The 13,374-nt window shown below is 61.2% G+C and carries 13 protein-coding genes; 8 read left to right on the forward strand and 5 right to left on the reverse strand.

All coding sequences use genetic code 11. The annotated features are described in order from the left end of the window. Nucleotides 1–5: 5 nt before the first annotated feature. Both ACZ9EJ_RS23030 and ACZ9EJ_RS23035 read right to left on the reverse strand, forming a co-directional pair. On the reverse strand, nucleotides 6–719 hold the full coding sequence (locus ACZ9EJ_RS23030; protein WP_046640611.1) for a FadR/GntR family transcriptional regulator: 714 nt from the start codon (nucleotides 717–719) through the stop codon (nucleotides 6–8). Between the two features lie 116 nt (nucleotides 720–835). Next, nucleotides 836–1,750: a LysR family transcriptional regulator gene (locus tag ACZ9EJ_RS23035; protein ID WP_046640612.1), complete on the reverse strand. Its 915-nt coding sequence runs from the start codon at nucleotides 1,748–1,750 to the stop codon at nucleotides 836–838. Between the two features lie 213 nt (nucleotides 1,751–1,963). Between ACZ9EJ_RS23035 and ACZ9EJ_RS23040 the strand changes: the two genes are divergently transcribed. Further along, complete coding sequence (locus tag ACZ9EJ_RS23040; protein WP_255743327.1) at nucleotides 1,964–2,860, forward strand: MBL fold metallo-hydrolase; 897 nt, start codon at nucleotides 1,964–1,966, stop codon at nucleotides 2,858–2,860. Nucleotides 2,861–3,031: 171 nt separating this feature from the next. After that, nucleotides 3,032–3,271 carry a hypothetical protein gene (locus tag ACZ9EJ_RS23045; RefSeq protein WP_046640614.1) on the forward strand — a complete coding sequence of 80 codons (240 nt, stop codon included), beginning with the start codon at nucleotides 3,032–3,034 and terminating at the stop codon, nucleotides 3,269–3,271. A gap of 98 nt (nucleotides 3,272–3,369) precedes the next feature. Here the strand turns inward: ACZ9EJ_RS23045 and chrA are convergent, their stop codons facing one another. The 3 genes from chrA to ACZ9EJ_RS23060 all read right to left on the reverse strand — a co-directional run bounded on the left by chrA (nucleotide 3,370) and on the right by ACZ9EJ_RS23060 (nucleotide 6,839). Continuing rightward, nucleotides 3,370–4,776: a chromate efflux transporter gene (gene chrA / locus ACZ9EJ_RS23050; RefSeq protein WP_046640644.1), complete on the reverse strand. Its 1,407-nt coding sequence runs from the start codon at nucleotides 4,774–4,776 to the stop codon at nucleotides 3,370–3,372. Between the two features lie 5 nt (nucleotides 4,777–4,781). Then, nucleotides 4,782–5,594, reverse strand: a complete 813-nt coding sequence (locus ACZ9EJ_RS23055; protein WP_046640615.1) for a chromate resistance protein ChrB domain-containing protein — start codon at nucleotides 5,592–5,594, stop codon at nucleotides 4,782–4,784. A gap of 228 nt (nucleotides 5,595–5,822) precedes the next feature. Further along, entirely contained in the window at nucleotides 5,823–6,839 is a 1,017-nt protein-coding gene (locus ACZ9EJ_RS23060; RefSeq protein WP_046640616.1) for a LacI family DNA-binding transcriptional regulator, read from the reverse strand. A gap of 145 nt (nucleotides 6,840–6,984) precedes the next feature. On the opposite strand from ACZ9EJ_RS23060, the gene ACZ9EJ_RS23065 reads away from it, so the two are divergent. The 6 genes from ACZ9EJ_RS23065 to ACZ9EJ_RS23090 all read left to right on the forward strand — a co-directional run bounded on the left by ACZ9EJ_RS23065 (nucleotide 6,985) and on the right by ACZ9EJ_RS23090 (nucleotide 13,114). Beyond that, nucleotides 6,985–8,019: a Gfo/Idh/MocA family protein gene (locus ACZ9EJ_RS23065; protein ID WP_046640617.1), complete on the forward strand. Its 1,035-nt coding sequence runs from the start codon at nucleotides 6,985–6,987 to the stop codon at nucleotides 8,017–8,019. An 11-nt stretch (nucleotides 8,020–8,030) separates the two neighbouring features. Beyond that, on the forward strand, nucleotides 8,031–8,936 hold the full coding sequence (locus tag ACZ9EJ_RS23070; RefSeq protein WP_046640618.1) for a sugar phosphate isomerase/epimerase family protein: 906 nt from the start codon (nucleotides 8,031–8,033) through the stop codon (nucleotides 8,934–8,936). A gap of 78 nt (nucleotides 8,937–9,014) precedes the next feature. Beyond that, complete coding sequence (locus tag ACZ9EJ_RS23075; RefSeq protein ID WP_046640619.1) at nucleotides 9,015–10,247, forward strand: ABC transporter substrate-binding protein; 1,233 nt, start codon at nucleotides 9,015–9,017, stop codon at nucleotides 10,245–10,247. 73 nt (nucleotides 10,248–10,320) lie between these two features. Then, the gene (locus ACZ9EJ_RS23080) at nucleotides 10,321–11,223 is read left to right on the forward strand and encodes a carbohydrate ABC transporter permease (RefSeq protein ID WP_046633294.1); all 903 of its coding nucleotides are present in this window, start codon (nucleotides 10,321–10,323) and stop codon (nucleotides 11,221–11,223) included. Next, on the forward strand, nucleotides 11,220–12,047 hold the full coding sequence (locus ACZ9EJ_RS23085; protein WP_046640620.1) for a carbohydrate ABC transporter permease: 828 nt from the start codon (nucleotides 11,220–11,222) through the stop codon (nucleotides 12,045–12,047). The genes ACZ9EJ_RS23080 and ACZ9EJ_RS23085 overlap by 4 nt, the downstream gene beginning before the upstream one ends. Continuing rightward, nucleotides 12,044–13,114 carry an ABC transporter ATP-binding protein gene (locus tag ACZ9EJ_RS23090; RefSeq protein WP_046640621.1) on the forward strand — a complete coding sequence of 357 codons (1,071 nt, stop codon included), beginning with the start codon at nucleotides 12,044–12,046 and terminating at the stop codon, nucleotides 13,112–13,114. Before ACZ9EJ_RS23085 ends, ACZ9EJ_RS23090 begins: the two co-directional genes overlap by 4 nt. The last annotated feature ends 260 nt before the right edge of the window (nucleotides 13,115–13,374 follow it).

Consider the following 13,374-nt stretch of genomic DNA (forward strand, 5'->3'; position numbering starts at 1 on the left):
GACGGTCAGTCTTCTCTGGTCGGCTCCTCCCCGAAGCTTTCCGAGAATCTCTTTTGCGCCAGCGTCAGGTGACGACGCATGGCCTCGCGCGCCGCGGCAGGGTCCCCCGCGGCAATGGCGTCACGAATGACACGGTGCTCCTCGAGCGCCAGCTTCCATGTGTGCGGCCCCTCGAAATAGCTCGCAAGCTTGGTGAAATAGGGCGACATCCGCGTATCGTAGATCAGTCCCGTGAAGTGCTTCAGCGCCGAATTGCCGATGATGTCGGCGATTGCCGTGTGAAAATCGCGGTCGCAGGCAAGGGCGACCGGGCCGTCGTTCAGCGACTGCTCCATGCGCTCCAGGAGCAGATCGATGCGGGCAATGCTCTCGGGCGTCACGAGACGCGCGGCTTCTTCCGCGATGCCGCTTTCGATCAGGCAGCGCGCCTGAAGGATCTCGAGGGGGCCGCCTCCTTCGTCGTTGGGCAGGACAACCGTGGGCTGTCTCGGAGTGCTCATGATGTAGACGCCGGATCCCATGCGGATCTGGATCCGACCTTCGACCTCGAGCACGATCAGCGCCTCGCGGACTGTCGGCCGGGAGACCGCAAATCGTTCGGCGAGCTCCCGTTCGGGCGGAAGCCTCGAACCCGGCTTAAGCTCCCCCGTATCGATCAGCACACGAATCTGTTCCGCGACCTGGCGATAAAGCCGGCGCGGCTCCAAAGCCACGAACATCGAACTCCTCCGAGCGCATCACTCCCTTGATGCGCAGGCGGTCAGATTGTCTGACCAATTTCTACTATGAGTGAATTGGAAAATCTGTCAAGCCGCAGATGGTCGAGACCTGGATGTCATTCCCCGCGCGGTGTTTCGGTTCTCAACGCCGCGATCAGCATTTCCACGAATGCAGAGACCTTGGGCGGACGGAAGCGTGCCGCCGGATAGACCGTGAACACGCCGCCCGAGGGCAGCTGCCAATCCGGCAGGACGTGAATCAGGCGTCCGCTGGCCAGCTCGGCCCTGGCAAGGAAGTCCGGCAGGACCGACAAGCCGCCGCCATGCCTTGCCGCGTGCATGACCGCCGGCGTGGTGTTGATCGAGATCGATGCCTTGAACCGCACCGTGAACGTCTCCTGATCACCGCGCGTGAACCTCCACTCCAACGGCTCGCGCAGCGCGTTGTTGGCAACAAAGGGCAGGGCGGGCAAATCGGCGAGCCCATCGAGTTCCTTTATCCTGCCGGCCAGTTGAGGCGGAGCGACCAGATATTGCTGAAACGAACCGATCCGCCTTGCCTGCAGGCTTGAATCGGCCAGCCAGCCGACACGAATGGCGAGGTCCATGTGGTCGGCGACCAGATCGACCATCTTGTCGCTGAGGTTCAGCTCGACCTTGCAATCCGGATAGCGGGCCGTGAAGGCGGTGACCACAGGCACGATGACCGAGGTGCCATAGTCATAGGGTGCGGTGACCCTCAGCAGGCCCTTGGGTTCTGACCTGGCCTGCGCCAGTTCCCCCAAGGCGTCCTCGGCCTCTCTGAGAATCGACACGCATCGGGCGTGAAACATTCGGCCCGCCTCGGTCGGCTGGAGACGCCGCGTCGTGCGCATCAGCAAGGTCGTGCCGACCTCCTGCTCGAGCCTTGCAACCTGCTGGCTGACGACCGCCTTGGTAATGCCGAGATACTCGGCCGCCCGGGTGAAGGATCCGGCATCGATGACGGCCACGAAATAGGCGAGCCGATTGAGGTTGGTCGCATCCTGCATGAAGGTTTTCCCCGTGATTGTCAGCTTCTAGCATACATTCTGTCGTGTTTGTTGGTCTTCCTGGTTCTATTCCGTCATGTCATTGACGGCGTCACAAGGAGCGCGGCACGAGCGGCAAGGTCCGCATCACCCTCTCTCTGGTTCCATCAGGCGGCCTGTCCCGCCGTGATGTCTTGAATTCCGGACACCGAACGCAACACCAGGAGACATTCCATGTTCACGAGGAGAACGATCATGAAAACCACTCTCGCCGCCGGCGCTACCGCCGTCTTCGCGCCCGCGGGTCCCGGCCATGCCGCCACGGGCCTGGCGTGGAAGCACTTTCCGGCCGGGCAGAATGGTTTCTTCCGCAGCCCGGTCCTGGTCTCCGGCGCGACGCAAGCCATATTGATCGACGGCGGCTTCACGCTCGCCGACGGCAGGGCCGTCGCTGAAGCGATCAAGGCCACGGGCAAGACGCTCACCACGATCTATGTCAGCCAGTCCGATCCGGACTATTATTTCAGCCTCGGCCCGATCAGGGCTGCTTTCCCGGATGCCAGGGTGATCGCCGCCTCGGCAACTGTCGCGGCCATCAAGGGCAATGTCGACAAGAAGCTTGCCGTCTGGGGGCCGCAGCTCAAGGAGAACGGCCCGCAGGCGCTGGCCGACGTCGTCATGCCGGAGGCCTTTGACGGCAAGACGCTGACGGTCGACGGTGAAACTGTCGAGATCGTTGACGCGGAAGGCTTGTCCAATCGCCGCTATCTGTTCGTCCCGTCGCTGAACGCCGTGGTCGGCGGCGTGATGATCTTCAACGGCGTTCACGTCTGGACGGCAGATACCAACAGCGCCGAATTGCGGGCCGCCTGGATCGCCAATCTCGAAAAGATCGCGGCACGCAAACCGGCGATCGTGGTCGCCGGCCATATGACGCCGGACGCACTGACCGACCTGTCCGGCGTCGCGCATACGCTCGCCTATCTGAAGGCGTTCGAGGAAGAACTGGCAAAGGCCAAGGGTTCGGCCGGGCTCAAGGCGGCGATGGAAGCACGCTTTCCGGGCCTTGGCATGGGCATCGCGCTCGACATAGGCTCCAAGGTCGCCACCGGTGAAATGAAGTGGGGCTGATCGGCAAGGCGTATAAAATCCCGGCCCCTCGGGGGGCCGGTCTCGGCAAGGGTCGCAATCCCGTTGCGGCCCTTGCGCCCGAGAGGATCCGCAGGCGCTTTGGCAGCAGCACTTCCAGCTCCGGCTTAGGGGTGCTAGACGCTGGATTTTGTGCGTCTGAAGGATACTCCCATGAGGAAATTGTTTCGCCTGCTGCTGACGATTGTCCTTGCAATCGTCGTTCTTGTCGGTTTCCGCTGGCATCGCTACGTCACCAACACCGACAGCCCCTATGATGAAATCGGCATCACGCTCAACAGCGCCATGCCCGGTCCGATCAACGGCTGGGGCTGCGCCAGGCTGAAGACCACCTTTGCAGCGTCCTTGCCGCCTTACGGCTGCGCCGCGGGCAATGCGACGCAGTGGAAGTAGCCAGGCGCCAGTCGCGTCGAGCGCAGCATTTACCGGCGATCGCCCCTTCACTGGCATCAATCTGAACGATGCTGCGACGCCAGGCGTCTCGACCAACATCAACTCAAGGCGATAAACTTCCAGCAGATTCCCAAAACCGCTGATCCGAGAAGCGTCGTGATGACCGACAGGCCGAAGCGGAAGATGGCCATGGCGGCAATGGCCGTCAAAACCAGCGAGGGCAAAATAACCGAGCTCAGGACAGGAATATCCACGGACAACGGACCCGCCGATATCTGCCGGACCTCGCCAAACAGGACGTGCAGGCCGAACCAGACCGCGAGGTTGAGGATCACGCCAACGACGGCCGCGGTGATCGCCGACATTGCCCCCGTCAGGGCGATGTTGCCCCGCATCTTCTCGATGAATGGTGCGCCAGCAAAAATCCACAGGAAGCTTGGCAGGAACGTCACCCAGGTCGTCAGGATGGCGGCGAGGGTGGCTGCGGTCAGTGGATTGAGAGCTCCCGGATCACGATGGCCCGCCAGGAAGCCGACAAATTGCGTGACCATGATCAATGGACCCGGTGTGGTCTCCGCCATGCCGAGCCCATCGAGCATTTCACCCGGACGGAGCCAGCCGAACTGCTCGACGGCCTCCTGCGCGACATAGGCGAGCACGGCATAGGCGCCGCCGAAGGTGACGACGGCCATCTGACTGAAAAACACGCCGATTTGCGAAAATACGTTGTCACGCCCGAGCGTCAGCAGCAGAACGACGACCGGAAGCAGCCACAGCGCCGCGAGGACGCCTGAGGTCTTCAGAGACCAGGCCAGGTTCGACCGTGCATGGAGGGGGATGTCCTCGCCGAGAACGGAGTCCCGATCTTCCAGGATATTGCCCGAACCGGACTTGTGCCCGCCGCCGACCCTGAACGCGGCGACCCCGGCCCGGCCGCCAAAATATCCGACGGCACCCGCACCTATGATGATCAGCGGAAACGGCACGTGGAGGAGGAAGATCGCCACAAACGCGACGGCCGCGATCGCCACCATCACCCTGTTCTTGAGGGCGCGACTGCCAATCCGCAGGACCGCCTGAACGACGACGGCGAGGACGGCGCATTTCAGGCCGAAGAACATCCCCTCGATGACGGCCACGTCGCCGAACAGGACGTAGATGTAGCTCAGCGCCAGGATGGAGATGAAACCGGGCAGGACAAACAGAAGGCCGGCAATCATGCCGCCCTTGGTTTTGTTGAGCAGCCAGCCGATATAGATGGCGAGCTGATGGGCCTCCGGACCCGGCAGAAGCATGCAATAGTTGAGGGCGTGAAGGAAACGATGCTCTCCCACCCAGCGCTTTTCGTCGACAACGATCCGGTGCATCACCGCGATCTGGCCAGCCGGGCCGCCGAAGCTGAGGGCGGCGACCCGTGCCCAGACCTTGACCGCTTCGGACAGCGGCACGACGTCGCCGCCAGCGACCGGCTGCCTGTCGACAAGGCTTTTTGCCGTATCCGTCAAGACCGTTACCCCTTCCTCGGATTTGGCCAATTATGAGTCTCCTCCGTGGCGTCGCGACACCAGCGATACATCGCGTCATAGACCAGCAGGCCTGCCTGCAGCTGTTCAAGGTCGTCGTTGAACATCCGTGACAGTCCGAGCGAGATGGCGAGCAGACCCTGCACTTCGGGGGCGAGGTCGGGCCGGGCCGTGTCGGCGCCCCGCACGATGGTGGCGAGATGCAAGAGAGCGTCGCTCTTCAATCCGAACTCGTCGATCATGATGTCAAAGGTGCACAGTTCCCCGCGATGGCTCCAGAAGACGTCCTCGATGTCAAAAGGCGTCGCGTTGAAGCGGTCGCCCACCAGCGCGACTTCGCTCGCCGGAACGAACAGGAAGATCGCGGAAGGATCGACGAACCGACGGATCAGCCACGGGCAGGCGATGCGGTCTATCTTTGGGCGGGACCTCGTCACCCAGACGGTTCGTCCTTGGACGTCTCTCGAAGGGAGCTTTTCCTCAGGAACGAGAATGCCTTGCGAATCACGCCAGGCCTCAAACCCTCCTTCCAGCGTCTCCGCTTGTTTCCCCATCGCCCTGAGATGTGCCGCGACGCCATGGCCAAGCTTCTGTCCTCTCTGGCAAAGGACGATGGCGGGACCGGATGTTTCAGGGCCCCATTCGGTGACGCGGCGAAAGTCTCGGCGGATCGATCCGGGGATCAAACGAGGATCGCTTCCAAAATCCTCATCGTTGCGGACGTCGATGATCGTCGGCAGATTGGGTGTGCCAATGATGCGGGCAAGTTTGTCAGGTGTGATTTCCAGAAATGACGGCATAACGCGTCCTCCGTTCCAGCGGTTTTGTGGACGCGATTCTTCGGCCGTAGCCTCGTGGGGTGATCGCAACCCCATGACAGGGAATTTGCCTCAGCCAGTCCGGATGTCAAGTGTTTTGCGAAACTCGCTGGTCCGAACGGAGGTCTCCAGTTCCAATATTCTCAAGGCCGGCCATGGCCGAGACGTCATCTACTGCGTCGACCTTGAGATATCCGCCGGGACTGCCGTTCAGCCGCTTGCGCCTTCGATCAATGTCATGGGCCAGACCACGCGGGGCGTCTGTCCGACATAGTGGGACTGGTAGGCCGGCATGACCGACAGCAGATGCTCCGCCAGGCTGATCCCCAGATCACGAAGCGACAACGTAAAGCAGGTCAATGCCGGGGAGAGAAACTGTGCCTGGGGGCTATAGCGACCGATGATTGCAATGTCCTTGCCGGGCTTGACGCCGGCGTCCTCGAGTCCCTTGTAAAGCCCTGTCACCAGGATCTCATTGACCAGGACGATTGCCGAAGGGCGCGGAGATCTGGAGGCGATCTCGTGTGCCACGGCGTAGCCCCCCGCTTCGCTCGGTTTTGCCCGGAAGACATGATCGTCGCTGAGGGCAAGCCCATGTTCCGCGAGCACCTGGCGGCATCGATCGGCAAACAGGTAACCCAGGTTGAGATCGCCATGGGGCCAGATGATCCCGATATCTCTGTGGCCCGCCTTGACCAGCCGTTTGATCGCCACCTCCGCCATTCCTTCGAAGTCCAGATCGATCCAGGGCTGGCCGACATCGGTCAGGCTGCGGCCGAGCGAGATGAAGGGAATGTCGTGCCGGTGCAGCAGTTCGAACCGCGCATCATTGCGGCGGGTGGCCGAGAGGATGATGGCATCGGCAAAACCGCGCGCCACGGTGCGCTGCAGATAGGCATAGGGATCTTCGTTGGAAGAGCAGAGCAGGGCGACGAGATCGAGCTTGTGGCGGCTGAGCACGGTCTGCACCCCGTCGAAGACGCTCATGAAGAAAGCATCGCCCTGGCTGGTGATTTCCGGGCCGGTCTGCATCATGAAACCGACCACGCCGGTCGAGCCCTTGCGCAACGAGCGGCCCGACTGGTTGGGAACATAGCCCAGCTTCTCTGCCGCCTCCAGGACGCGCCTGCGGGTGTCGGCATTCACATCCGCCTTGCCATTGAGCGCGCGCGACACGGTGCCAATGGAAATATCCAGATAATCGGCAAGTTGGCGGATGCCTGTCACAGGGGAAGCCTTTCAGGGGTTCGACATACGACCGTAATCGTTTTCGGAAACAGTATTGACAAAAAAATCGCGGCGTTCATAGTGCCGTAAACGTTTACGGATGCGCGGAGGTATTGTCCCGTAAACATTGCATGGGAGGATATCGGTGACATACAAGGTCGTTTTGTGTGGCTGCGGAGCCATGGCCAAAGGGTGGCTGCGGGCGCTCCAGTCCAGGCCGAAGCTGAGGCAGGCGCTGACCGTCGTGGGTCTGGTCGATCTTGATGTGTCGGTGGCGCAGTCCCTGGCCGCCGAGTTTTCCCTTCAGCCCATCTCCGTCGGATCCGACCTTGCCGCGGTGCTCACCGAAACCGGTGCGGACATCGTGTTCGACGTCGTTATTCCCGCCGCCCGCCATTCCGTCGTCAAGGCCGCGCTTTCCCACGGATGCCATGTGCTGAGCGAAAAACCCATGGCCACCTCGATGGAGGAGGCGACGGACCTCATCCGCGCCGCCGAGGCCGCGGGGCGCATTCATGCCGTCGTACAGAACCGGCGGTTCATTTCCGGCGTGCGGCGCATGCGGCGTTTCGTCGAGAGCGGCGCGATTGGTCAGCTCACCGCGATCCATTGCGATTTCTTCATCGCCCCGCATTTCGGCGGTTTCCGCGAAAAGATGGACAATGTCCTGCTTCTGGACATGGCGATCCACACCTTTGACGCCGCCCGCTTTGTCTCCGGCAAGACACCGCTTTCGGTCTATTGCCTGGAAACAAATCCGCCCGGCTCCTGGTACGCCCACGGCGCCAGCGCCAATGCGGTGTTTCAACTCACCGACGACGTGGTCTTCACCTATCGCGGCTCCTGGTGCGCCGAAGGCCAGCGCACCAGTTGGGAAAGCGAATGGCGCCTCGTCGGCTCGAACGGAATGCTGACCTGGGACGGGGAGGACCGCTTCCTCGCCTTTGCTGCGGGAAGCGACAGCGGTTTGCTGCGCGGCGCAGTGCCGATCGAGGTTCTGCCGCCCGCCCGGGAGGAGGAAACCCACGGCCATGCCAGCGTCATCGCCGACTTCCTGTCGGCGATCGAAACCGGCGGCGTGCCGGAAACCGCGGGACAGGACAACATCAAGAGCCTTGCCATGGTGTTTGGTGCAATCGACAGCGCCAGGTCACGGCAAACCATCGACCTTGCAGCATAAGGGCCAGCAATATGACCGGACAGGTAAACCATTCCATCCGCATCGGCACCATGGTCAGCGCCACAAAAGGGCAGGCCTCCCAGCGGATTTCCCAGATTGCCGACATGGGCTTTGAAAGTTTTCAGCCGTTTTTCTGGCAGACCACAAACGGTCAGGACATCGCCGAACTCGGCAAGCGTTGCCGCGACGCGATCGGTTCGCGGGACATTACCATCTCCACCATCGGCATGTTCGGCAATCCGCTGGAAGAAACGGAACTCGATCTCCAGACGCTTCAGGGCTGGAAGGATTGCATCGACAACGCCCATCACTTCGGCGCCACCTGCGTTGCCGGCTTCACCGGGCGCATCCGTAACAGGCCGCTGACGGAAAGCCTGCCGCGTTACCGGCAGATCTGGAGCGAGCTTGCCCGCCGCGCCGCCGACAGGGGCATTCGGATTGCCTTTGAAAACTGCGCCATGGACGGCAACTGGGCAACCGGCGACTGGAACATCGCCCATAACCCCGATGCCTGGGAGCTCATTTTCAATGAGACGCCGGACGAGCATATCGGCCTTGAATGGGAGCCTTGCCACCAGATGGTCTATCTCATCGAGCCCCTGCCGCAGATCCGCAAATGGGCAAAACGGATTTTCCACGTCCACGGCAAGGATGCCACCATCCGCTGGGACGTGATCCGCGAGCACGGCATCTTCGGAAGGCACCCCTTCGTCTTCATGCGCACGCCGGGCTTCGGCGACAGCAACTGGACCGACATCATTTCCGAACTGCGGCTGGCCGGCTGGTCGGGTTCGATCGACATCGAGGGATGGCATGATCCCGTTTACCGGGATGCGCTGGAAATGACCGGCCAGATCCATGCCTTGAACCATCTCAAACAGGCAAGAGGCGGCACATTCGTCGTCGATCCCGTCTGATGCGCAGACCGGCTGGTCAGAGAAGGAGCTCTGCGCCGGCCGGATGAGAATCGAGGATAACCAAGAAGGAGGAGAACCATGGGTATCCGCAGGACTATGATTTCCGTTGCATTGGCTCTGGCCAGTGCGTCCCTTGCCGGCATGAGTGCGAAAGCGGAGGATGTGAAACTCGTTCTCTGGTCGCTGGACCGCGATATCCAGCCCGCGCCGAACCTCGTCAAGGAGTTCAACGCGCAAAAGAACGGCATCCAGATCGAATATCGCCAGCTTCAGTTCGACGATGTGGTGAGCGAGGCGATGCGCGCCTATTCCACCGGCAAGGCGCCGGACATCATCACCATCGACAATCCCAACCATGCCATGTTCGCGTCGCGCAAGGCTTTTCTGGACCTGACCGACATGATCCAGCAATCGAAGGTCATCAAGCCGGAAAACTATTTCCCCGGCCCGCTGAAATCGGTGACCTGGGACGAAAAATATTACGGGGTGCCGAAGGCGACCAACACGATTGCGCTTTATTACAACAAGGATCTGTTCAAGGCCGCCGGTCTCGATCCCGAAAAGCCGCCGCAGACCTGGACCGAACTGGTGGCGACGGCGAAAAAGCTCACCAATCCTTCCAAGAACATCTACGGCATCACCTTTTCCGCCAAGGCCAACGAGGAGGGCACTTTCCAGTTCCTGCCCTGGGCGCAGATGGGCGGCGCTACCTATAAAACGATCAACAGCGAGGGTGCCGTCAAGGCTCTTGCGGTCTGGAAGCAGATGCTGGATGAAAAGCTGGCCTCGCCGGACACCCTCACCCGAAGCCAGTGGGATTCGACGGCCACCTTCAATGCCGGCAATGCGGCCATGGCGATTTCCGGACCCTGGGAAATCGACCGCATGTTGAAAGATGCCAAATTCCAGTGGGGCACTGCCCTTCTGCCGGTGCCGAGTGAGGGTGCTCAGCGTTCATCCGCCATGGGCGATTTCAACTGGGCGATCTTTTCCAGCACCAAGCATCCGAAGGAGGCCTTCAAGGCCCTGGAATTCTTCGCGTCCAAGGATGTGACCATGTACAAGGATTTCGGCCAGCTTCCGGCCCGGTCCGACCTTCCGGTTCCGCCCACGGGCAATGCCTTGAAGGATTCAGCGCTCGCCACCTTCGTGGAACAGCTGAAATACGCGCAGCCTCGCGGCCCGTCGCCGGAATGGCCGAAAATCTCGAAGGCCATCCAGGACGCGATACAGGCAGCCCTGACAGGTCAGACGGAGCCGAAGGCAGCACTTGATCAGGCGGCTGCCAGGATCAAGTCGATCGGGGGCTGAAGCCGCCGCCATCCCGCAGTGACGGCCCGGCACTCACCCGCCGCGCCGTCAACCAGGCTTCCGCGAGGTTTTGATGAAAAGACTGTTCTCCAGCATAACGGACGGCCGTGGTTTCGACCTTGTTCTGGTCGGGGTGCCCTTCACGTTTCTCCTGGCGCTGTCAGGACTTCCGCTGGCCTACAACATCCTGATGAGCTTCCAGGAAGTCGATATGTTCAGCCTTGGCAGCGTCATCCGGCCCTTTGTCGGTTTCAAGAATTACGTGGACCTGCTCACCCAGCCCGAAACCATGTCCATCCTCAGGAACACGATTGTCTTCGTGGTGGGGTCGATCACGGGGCAGTTCCTTGTGGGCTTTGCGCTCGCCTTGTTCTTCTGGATCAATTTTCCCGGCGCATCCTGGTTGCGGGGCCTGTTTCTGGTTTCCTGGGTCATGCCCGGCCTCGTCGTCGGCGCCATCTGGAACTGGATCCTGTCGGGCGATTTCGGCGTACTCAATTTCCTGCTGCAGCAAACCGGCCTCCTGAACGGCAATATCTTCTGGCGGTCTGACCCGAACTTCTCGCTCTGGGCGGTCATCCTGGCCAATATCTGGCTTGGCACTTCCTTCAACATGATCCTGCTTGCCACCGGCCTTGCCGCCATTCCGGCAGATCTCTACGAGGCGGCTGAGATGGACGGCGCCAATGCCTGGCAGCGCTTCTGGACCATCACCCTGCCGATGATGCGCTCCACGATCGGTGCGATCATCGCGCTCGGGCTGATCTTCACATTGCAACAGTTCGATCTGTTTGCCGCCATTACCGACGGCGGTCCCAACAATTCCTCCAATGTCGCGCAATACTGGGCCTGGGATCTGTCCTTCCGGCAATATGATTTCGGCAAGGGTGCCACCATTTCCGTCATCATGACCGTTTTCGTGATGTTTGCCGCCACCGTCTACGTCCGTTCCACACGTCATGAGGTGCGCGGATGAGCGAAACCGCACGCAACCGGCTGTTGCTCGCCCTGTCCATCGTGATGGCGGCGATCTATCTCTTCCCGCTCTACTGGATGTACGTGACGGCGCTCAAAAGCGGCTCGGAAATGTTTGCCACCCCGCCGAGTTTCTGGCCCTCGGCGGCCCAATGGAGCACGTTCGCCTATGTCTGGGAAAGCCGGAACATGGGCCGCTACCTGTGGAATTCGACGGTCATCGCCTTCGGTGCCGTGGCCCTGATTGCGATCCTCGGCACCGGCTCCGCCTATGTACTGGCGCGCTACCGCAATATCTGGGTGGATGTCGGGCTGTTCCTCATCCTGATGTTTCAGGTGCTGCCCGCCTCGCTGATGATAACGCCGATCTTCGTCGGCTTTTCGCAGCTGGGGCTGCTCGAATATCCGCGCCTTGCCGTGATCCTGGCCATTACCGCCAAAAGCATGCCCTTCTTTGTCGTGCTTGTGCGCGCAACCTTCATGGCCGTGCCGATGGAGCTGGAAGAGGCGGCGTTGGTGGACGGCAATTCCCGCATCGGCGCCTTCTTCAACATCGTTCTGCCACTGGCGCGCAATGGCATTCTGGTGAGCGCCATCCTGATCTTCATGCAGGCCTTCGGCGAATTCGTCTATTCCAAATCGATGATCCAGGACATCCAGCTCCAGCCCGCCAGCGTCGGGCTCAATTCCTTCATGGGGCCGAACACCAGCGAGTGGAACAACATCATGGCCTACGCCACCATGTATGTGACGCCCATCCTTGCCATCTTCGTTCTGTTGCAGCGCCGCATCGTGTCCGGGCTCACATCGGGAGCATTGAAATGACCCACCAAATCGAACTCTCGGCCGTCAACAAATATTATGGCGCCTATCACGCGCTGAAGGATATCGATCTTTCCATTCCAAAGGGTTCGTTCGTGGCTCTTGTCGGACCGTCCGGCTGCGGCAAGTCCACCTTGCTGCGCTCGCTGGCGGGGCTGGAAACCATATCGAGCGGCGATCTCATCATCGCCGGAAAGCGCATGAACGGGGTGCCGCCGCGAAAGCGGGATCTGGCCATGGTGTTCCAGTCCTATGCGCTCTACCCGCATATGACCGTCGAGCAAAACCTGACCTACAGCCTGAAGATCAACGGGGTCGGAAAGGCCGAGCGAAAAAGGGCGGCCGCCGATGTCGCGGCGATTACCGGATTGTCGGACCTGCTGCACCGGTATCCGCGGGAACTCTCGGGGGGGCAGCGTCAACGGGTCGCGATGAGCCGCGCCATCATCCGCAACCCGCAGGCCTTTCTGTTCGACGAACCGCTCTCGAACCTGGACGCAGCACTGCGTGTTCACATGCGCAAGGAGATCAGGGCGCTGCATGATCGCCTCGGCGCGACCTCGGTCTATGTCACACATGACCAGGTGGAGGCCATGACGATGGCGGATCATGTCGTCGTCATGCGCAACGGCGTCATCGAACAGCAGGGCAAGCCGCTCGATCTGTATGACCGACCGAGCAATCGCTTCGTCGCCGGTTTCATCGGCTCACCGGCGATGAACTTCATTCCGGCGCGATCGACGCCTGACGGAAGGGCCCTTGTTCTGGATCTTGCCGAGCCGCAAACGATTGAATTCGACTATCCGCTGCCGGCCGGGCGCGCCCTGATGGTCGGCATTCGCCCGGAGCATCTTATTTTGGCGGCGGCTGATGCCGCCGGGTTCAGGGTGGATGTCGCGGCAGTTGAAACGACCGGCGCGGTGACGTTCATCACCACCGCCACGACGCCCGAGATTGTCGTCGCCCTGAACGGCAGGAGTGCGGTCGCGGCTGGCGAAAGCGTCCGGCTGACATTTGCCGCAAGCAGTGTCCATCTGTTCGACGCCGAGACCGAGCAGCGCCTCGCATGATCGTGGCGGCTCGCAACCGCGCGTGCTGATTGCCGATCAGGTACGCCGGCCGGCTCGTGTGGACGTCTAGCCGAATATGGAAGGATGGCTCTGCTCAAATCGGCCACCGGGATCTGGACCGACGACCAATGTTCAAAAGGGCGGGCTCGCAATGAAAGCCCATATTGTTCCTGCGGTGCCGATCAGGTTTCTCAACGGGAACCAACTGTCGGGTCACGCAGCGCTGCGATTGCCAGACAGCCGAATCGGCCGCATTTAAA

Source organism: Neorhizobium sp. USDA 3394 (genome assembly GCF_056280385.1).

Coding starts and splice junctions, on each gene's coding strand:
- ACZ9EJ_RS23030 (WP_046640611.1), bottom strand. CDS start 719: ATGTTCGTGGCTTTGGAGCCGCGCCGGCTTTATCGCCAGGTCGCGGAA.
- ACZ9EJ_RS23035 (WP_046640612.1), bottom strand. CDS start 1,750: ATGCAGGATGCGACCAACCTCAATCGGCTCGCCTATTTCGTGGCCGTC.
- ACZ9EJ_RS23040 (WP_255743327.1), top strand. CDS start 1,964: ATGTTCACGAGGAGAACGATCATGAAAACCACTCTCGCCGCCGGCGCT.
- ACZ9EJ_RS23045 (WP_046640614.1), top strand. CDS start 3,032: ATGAGGAAATTGTTTCGCCTGCTGCTGACGATTGTCCTTGCAATCGTC.
- ACZ9EJ_RS23055 (WP_046640615.1), bottom strand. CDS start 5,594: ATGCCGTCATTTCTGGAAATCACACCTGACAAACTTGCCCGCATCATT.
- ACZ9EJ_RS23070 (WP_046640618.1), top strand. CDS start 8,031: ATGACCGGACAGGTAAACCATTCCATCCGCATCGGCACCATGGTCAGC.
- ACZ9EJ_RS23075 (WP_046640619.1), top strand. CDS start 9,015: ATGGGTATCCGCAGGACTATGATTTCCGTTGCATTGGCTCTGGCCAGT.
- ACZ9EJ_RS23080 (WP_046633294.1), top strand. CDS start 10,321: ATGAAAAGACTGTTCTCCAGCATAACGGACGGCCGTGGTTTCGACCTT.
- ACZ9EJ_RS23085 (WP_046640620.1), top strand. CDS start 11,220: ATGAGCGAAACCGCACGCAACCGGCTGTTGCTCGCCCTGTCCATCGTG.
- ACZ9EJ_RS23090 (WP_046640621.1), top strand. CDS start 12,044: ATGACCCACCAAATCGAACTCTCGGCCGTCAACAAATATTATGGCGCC.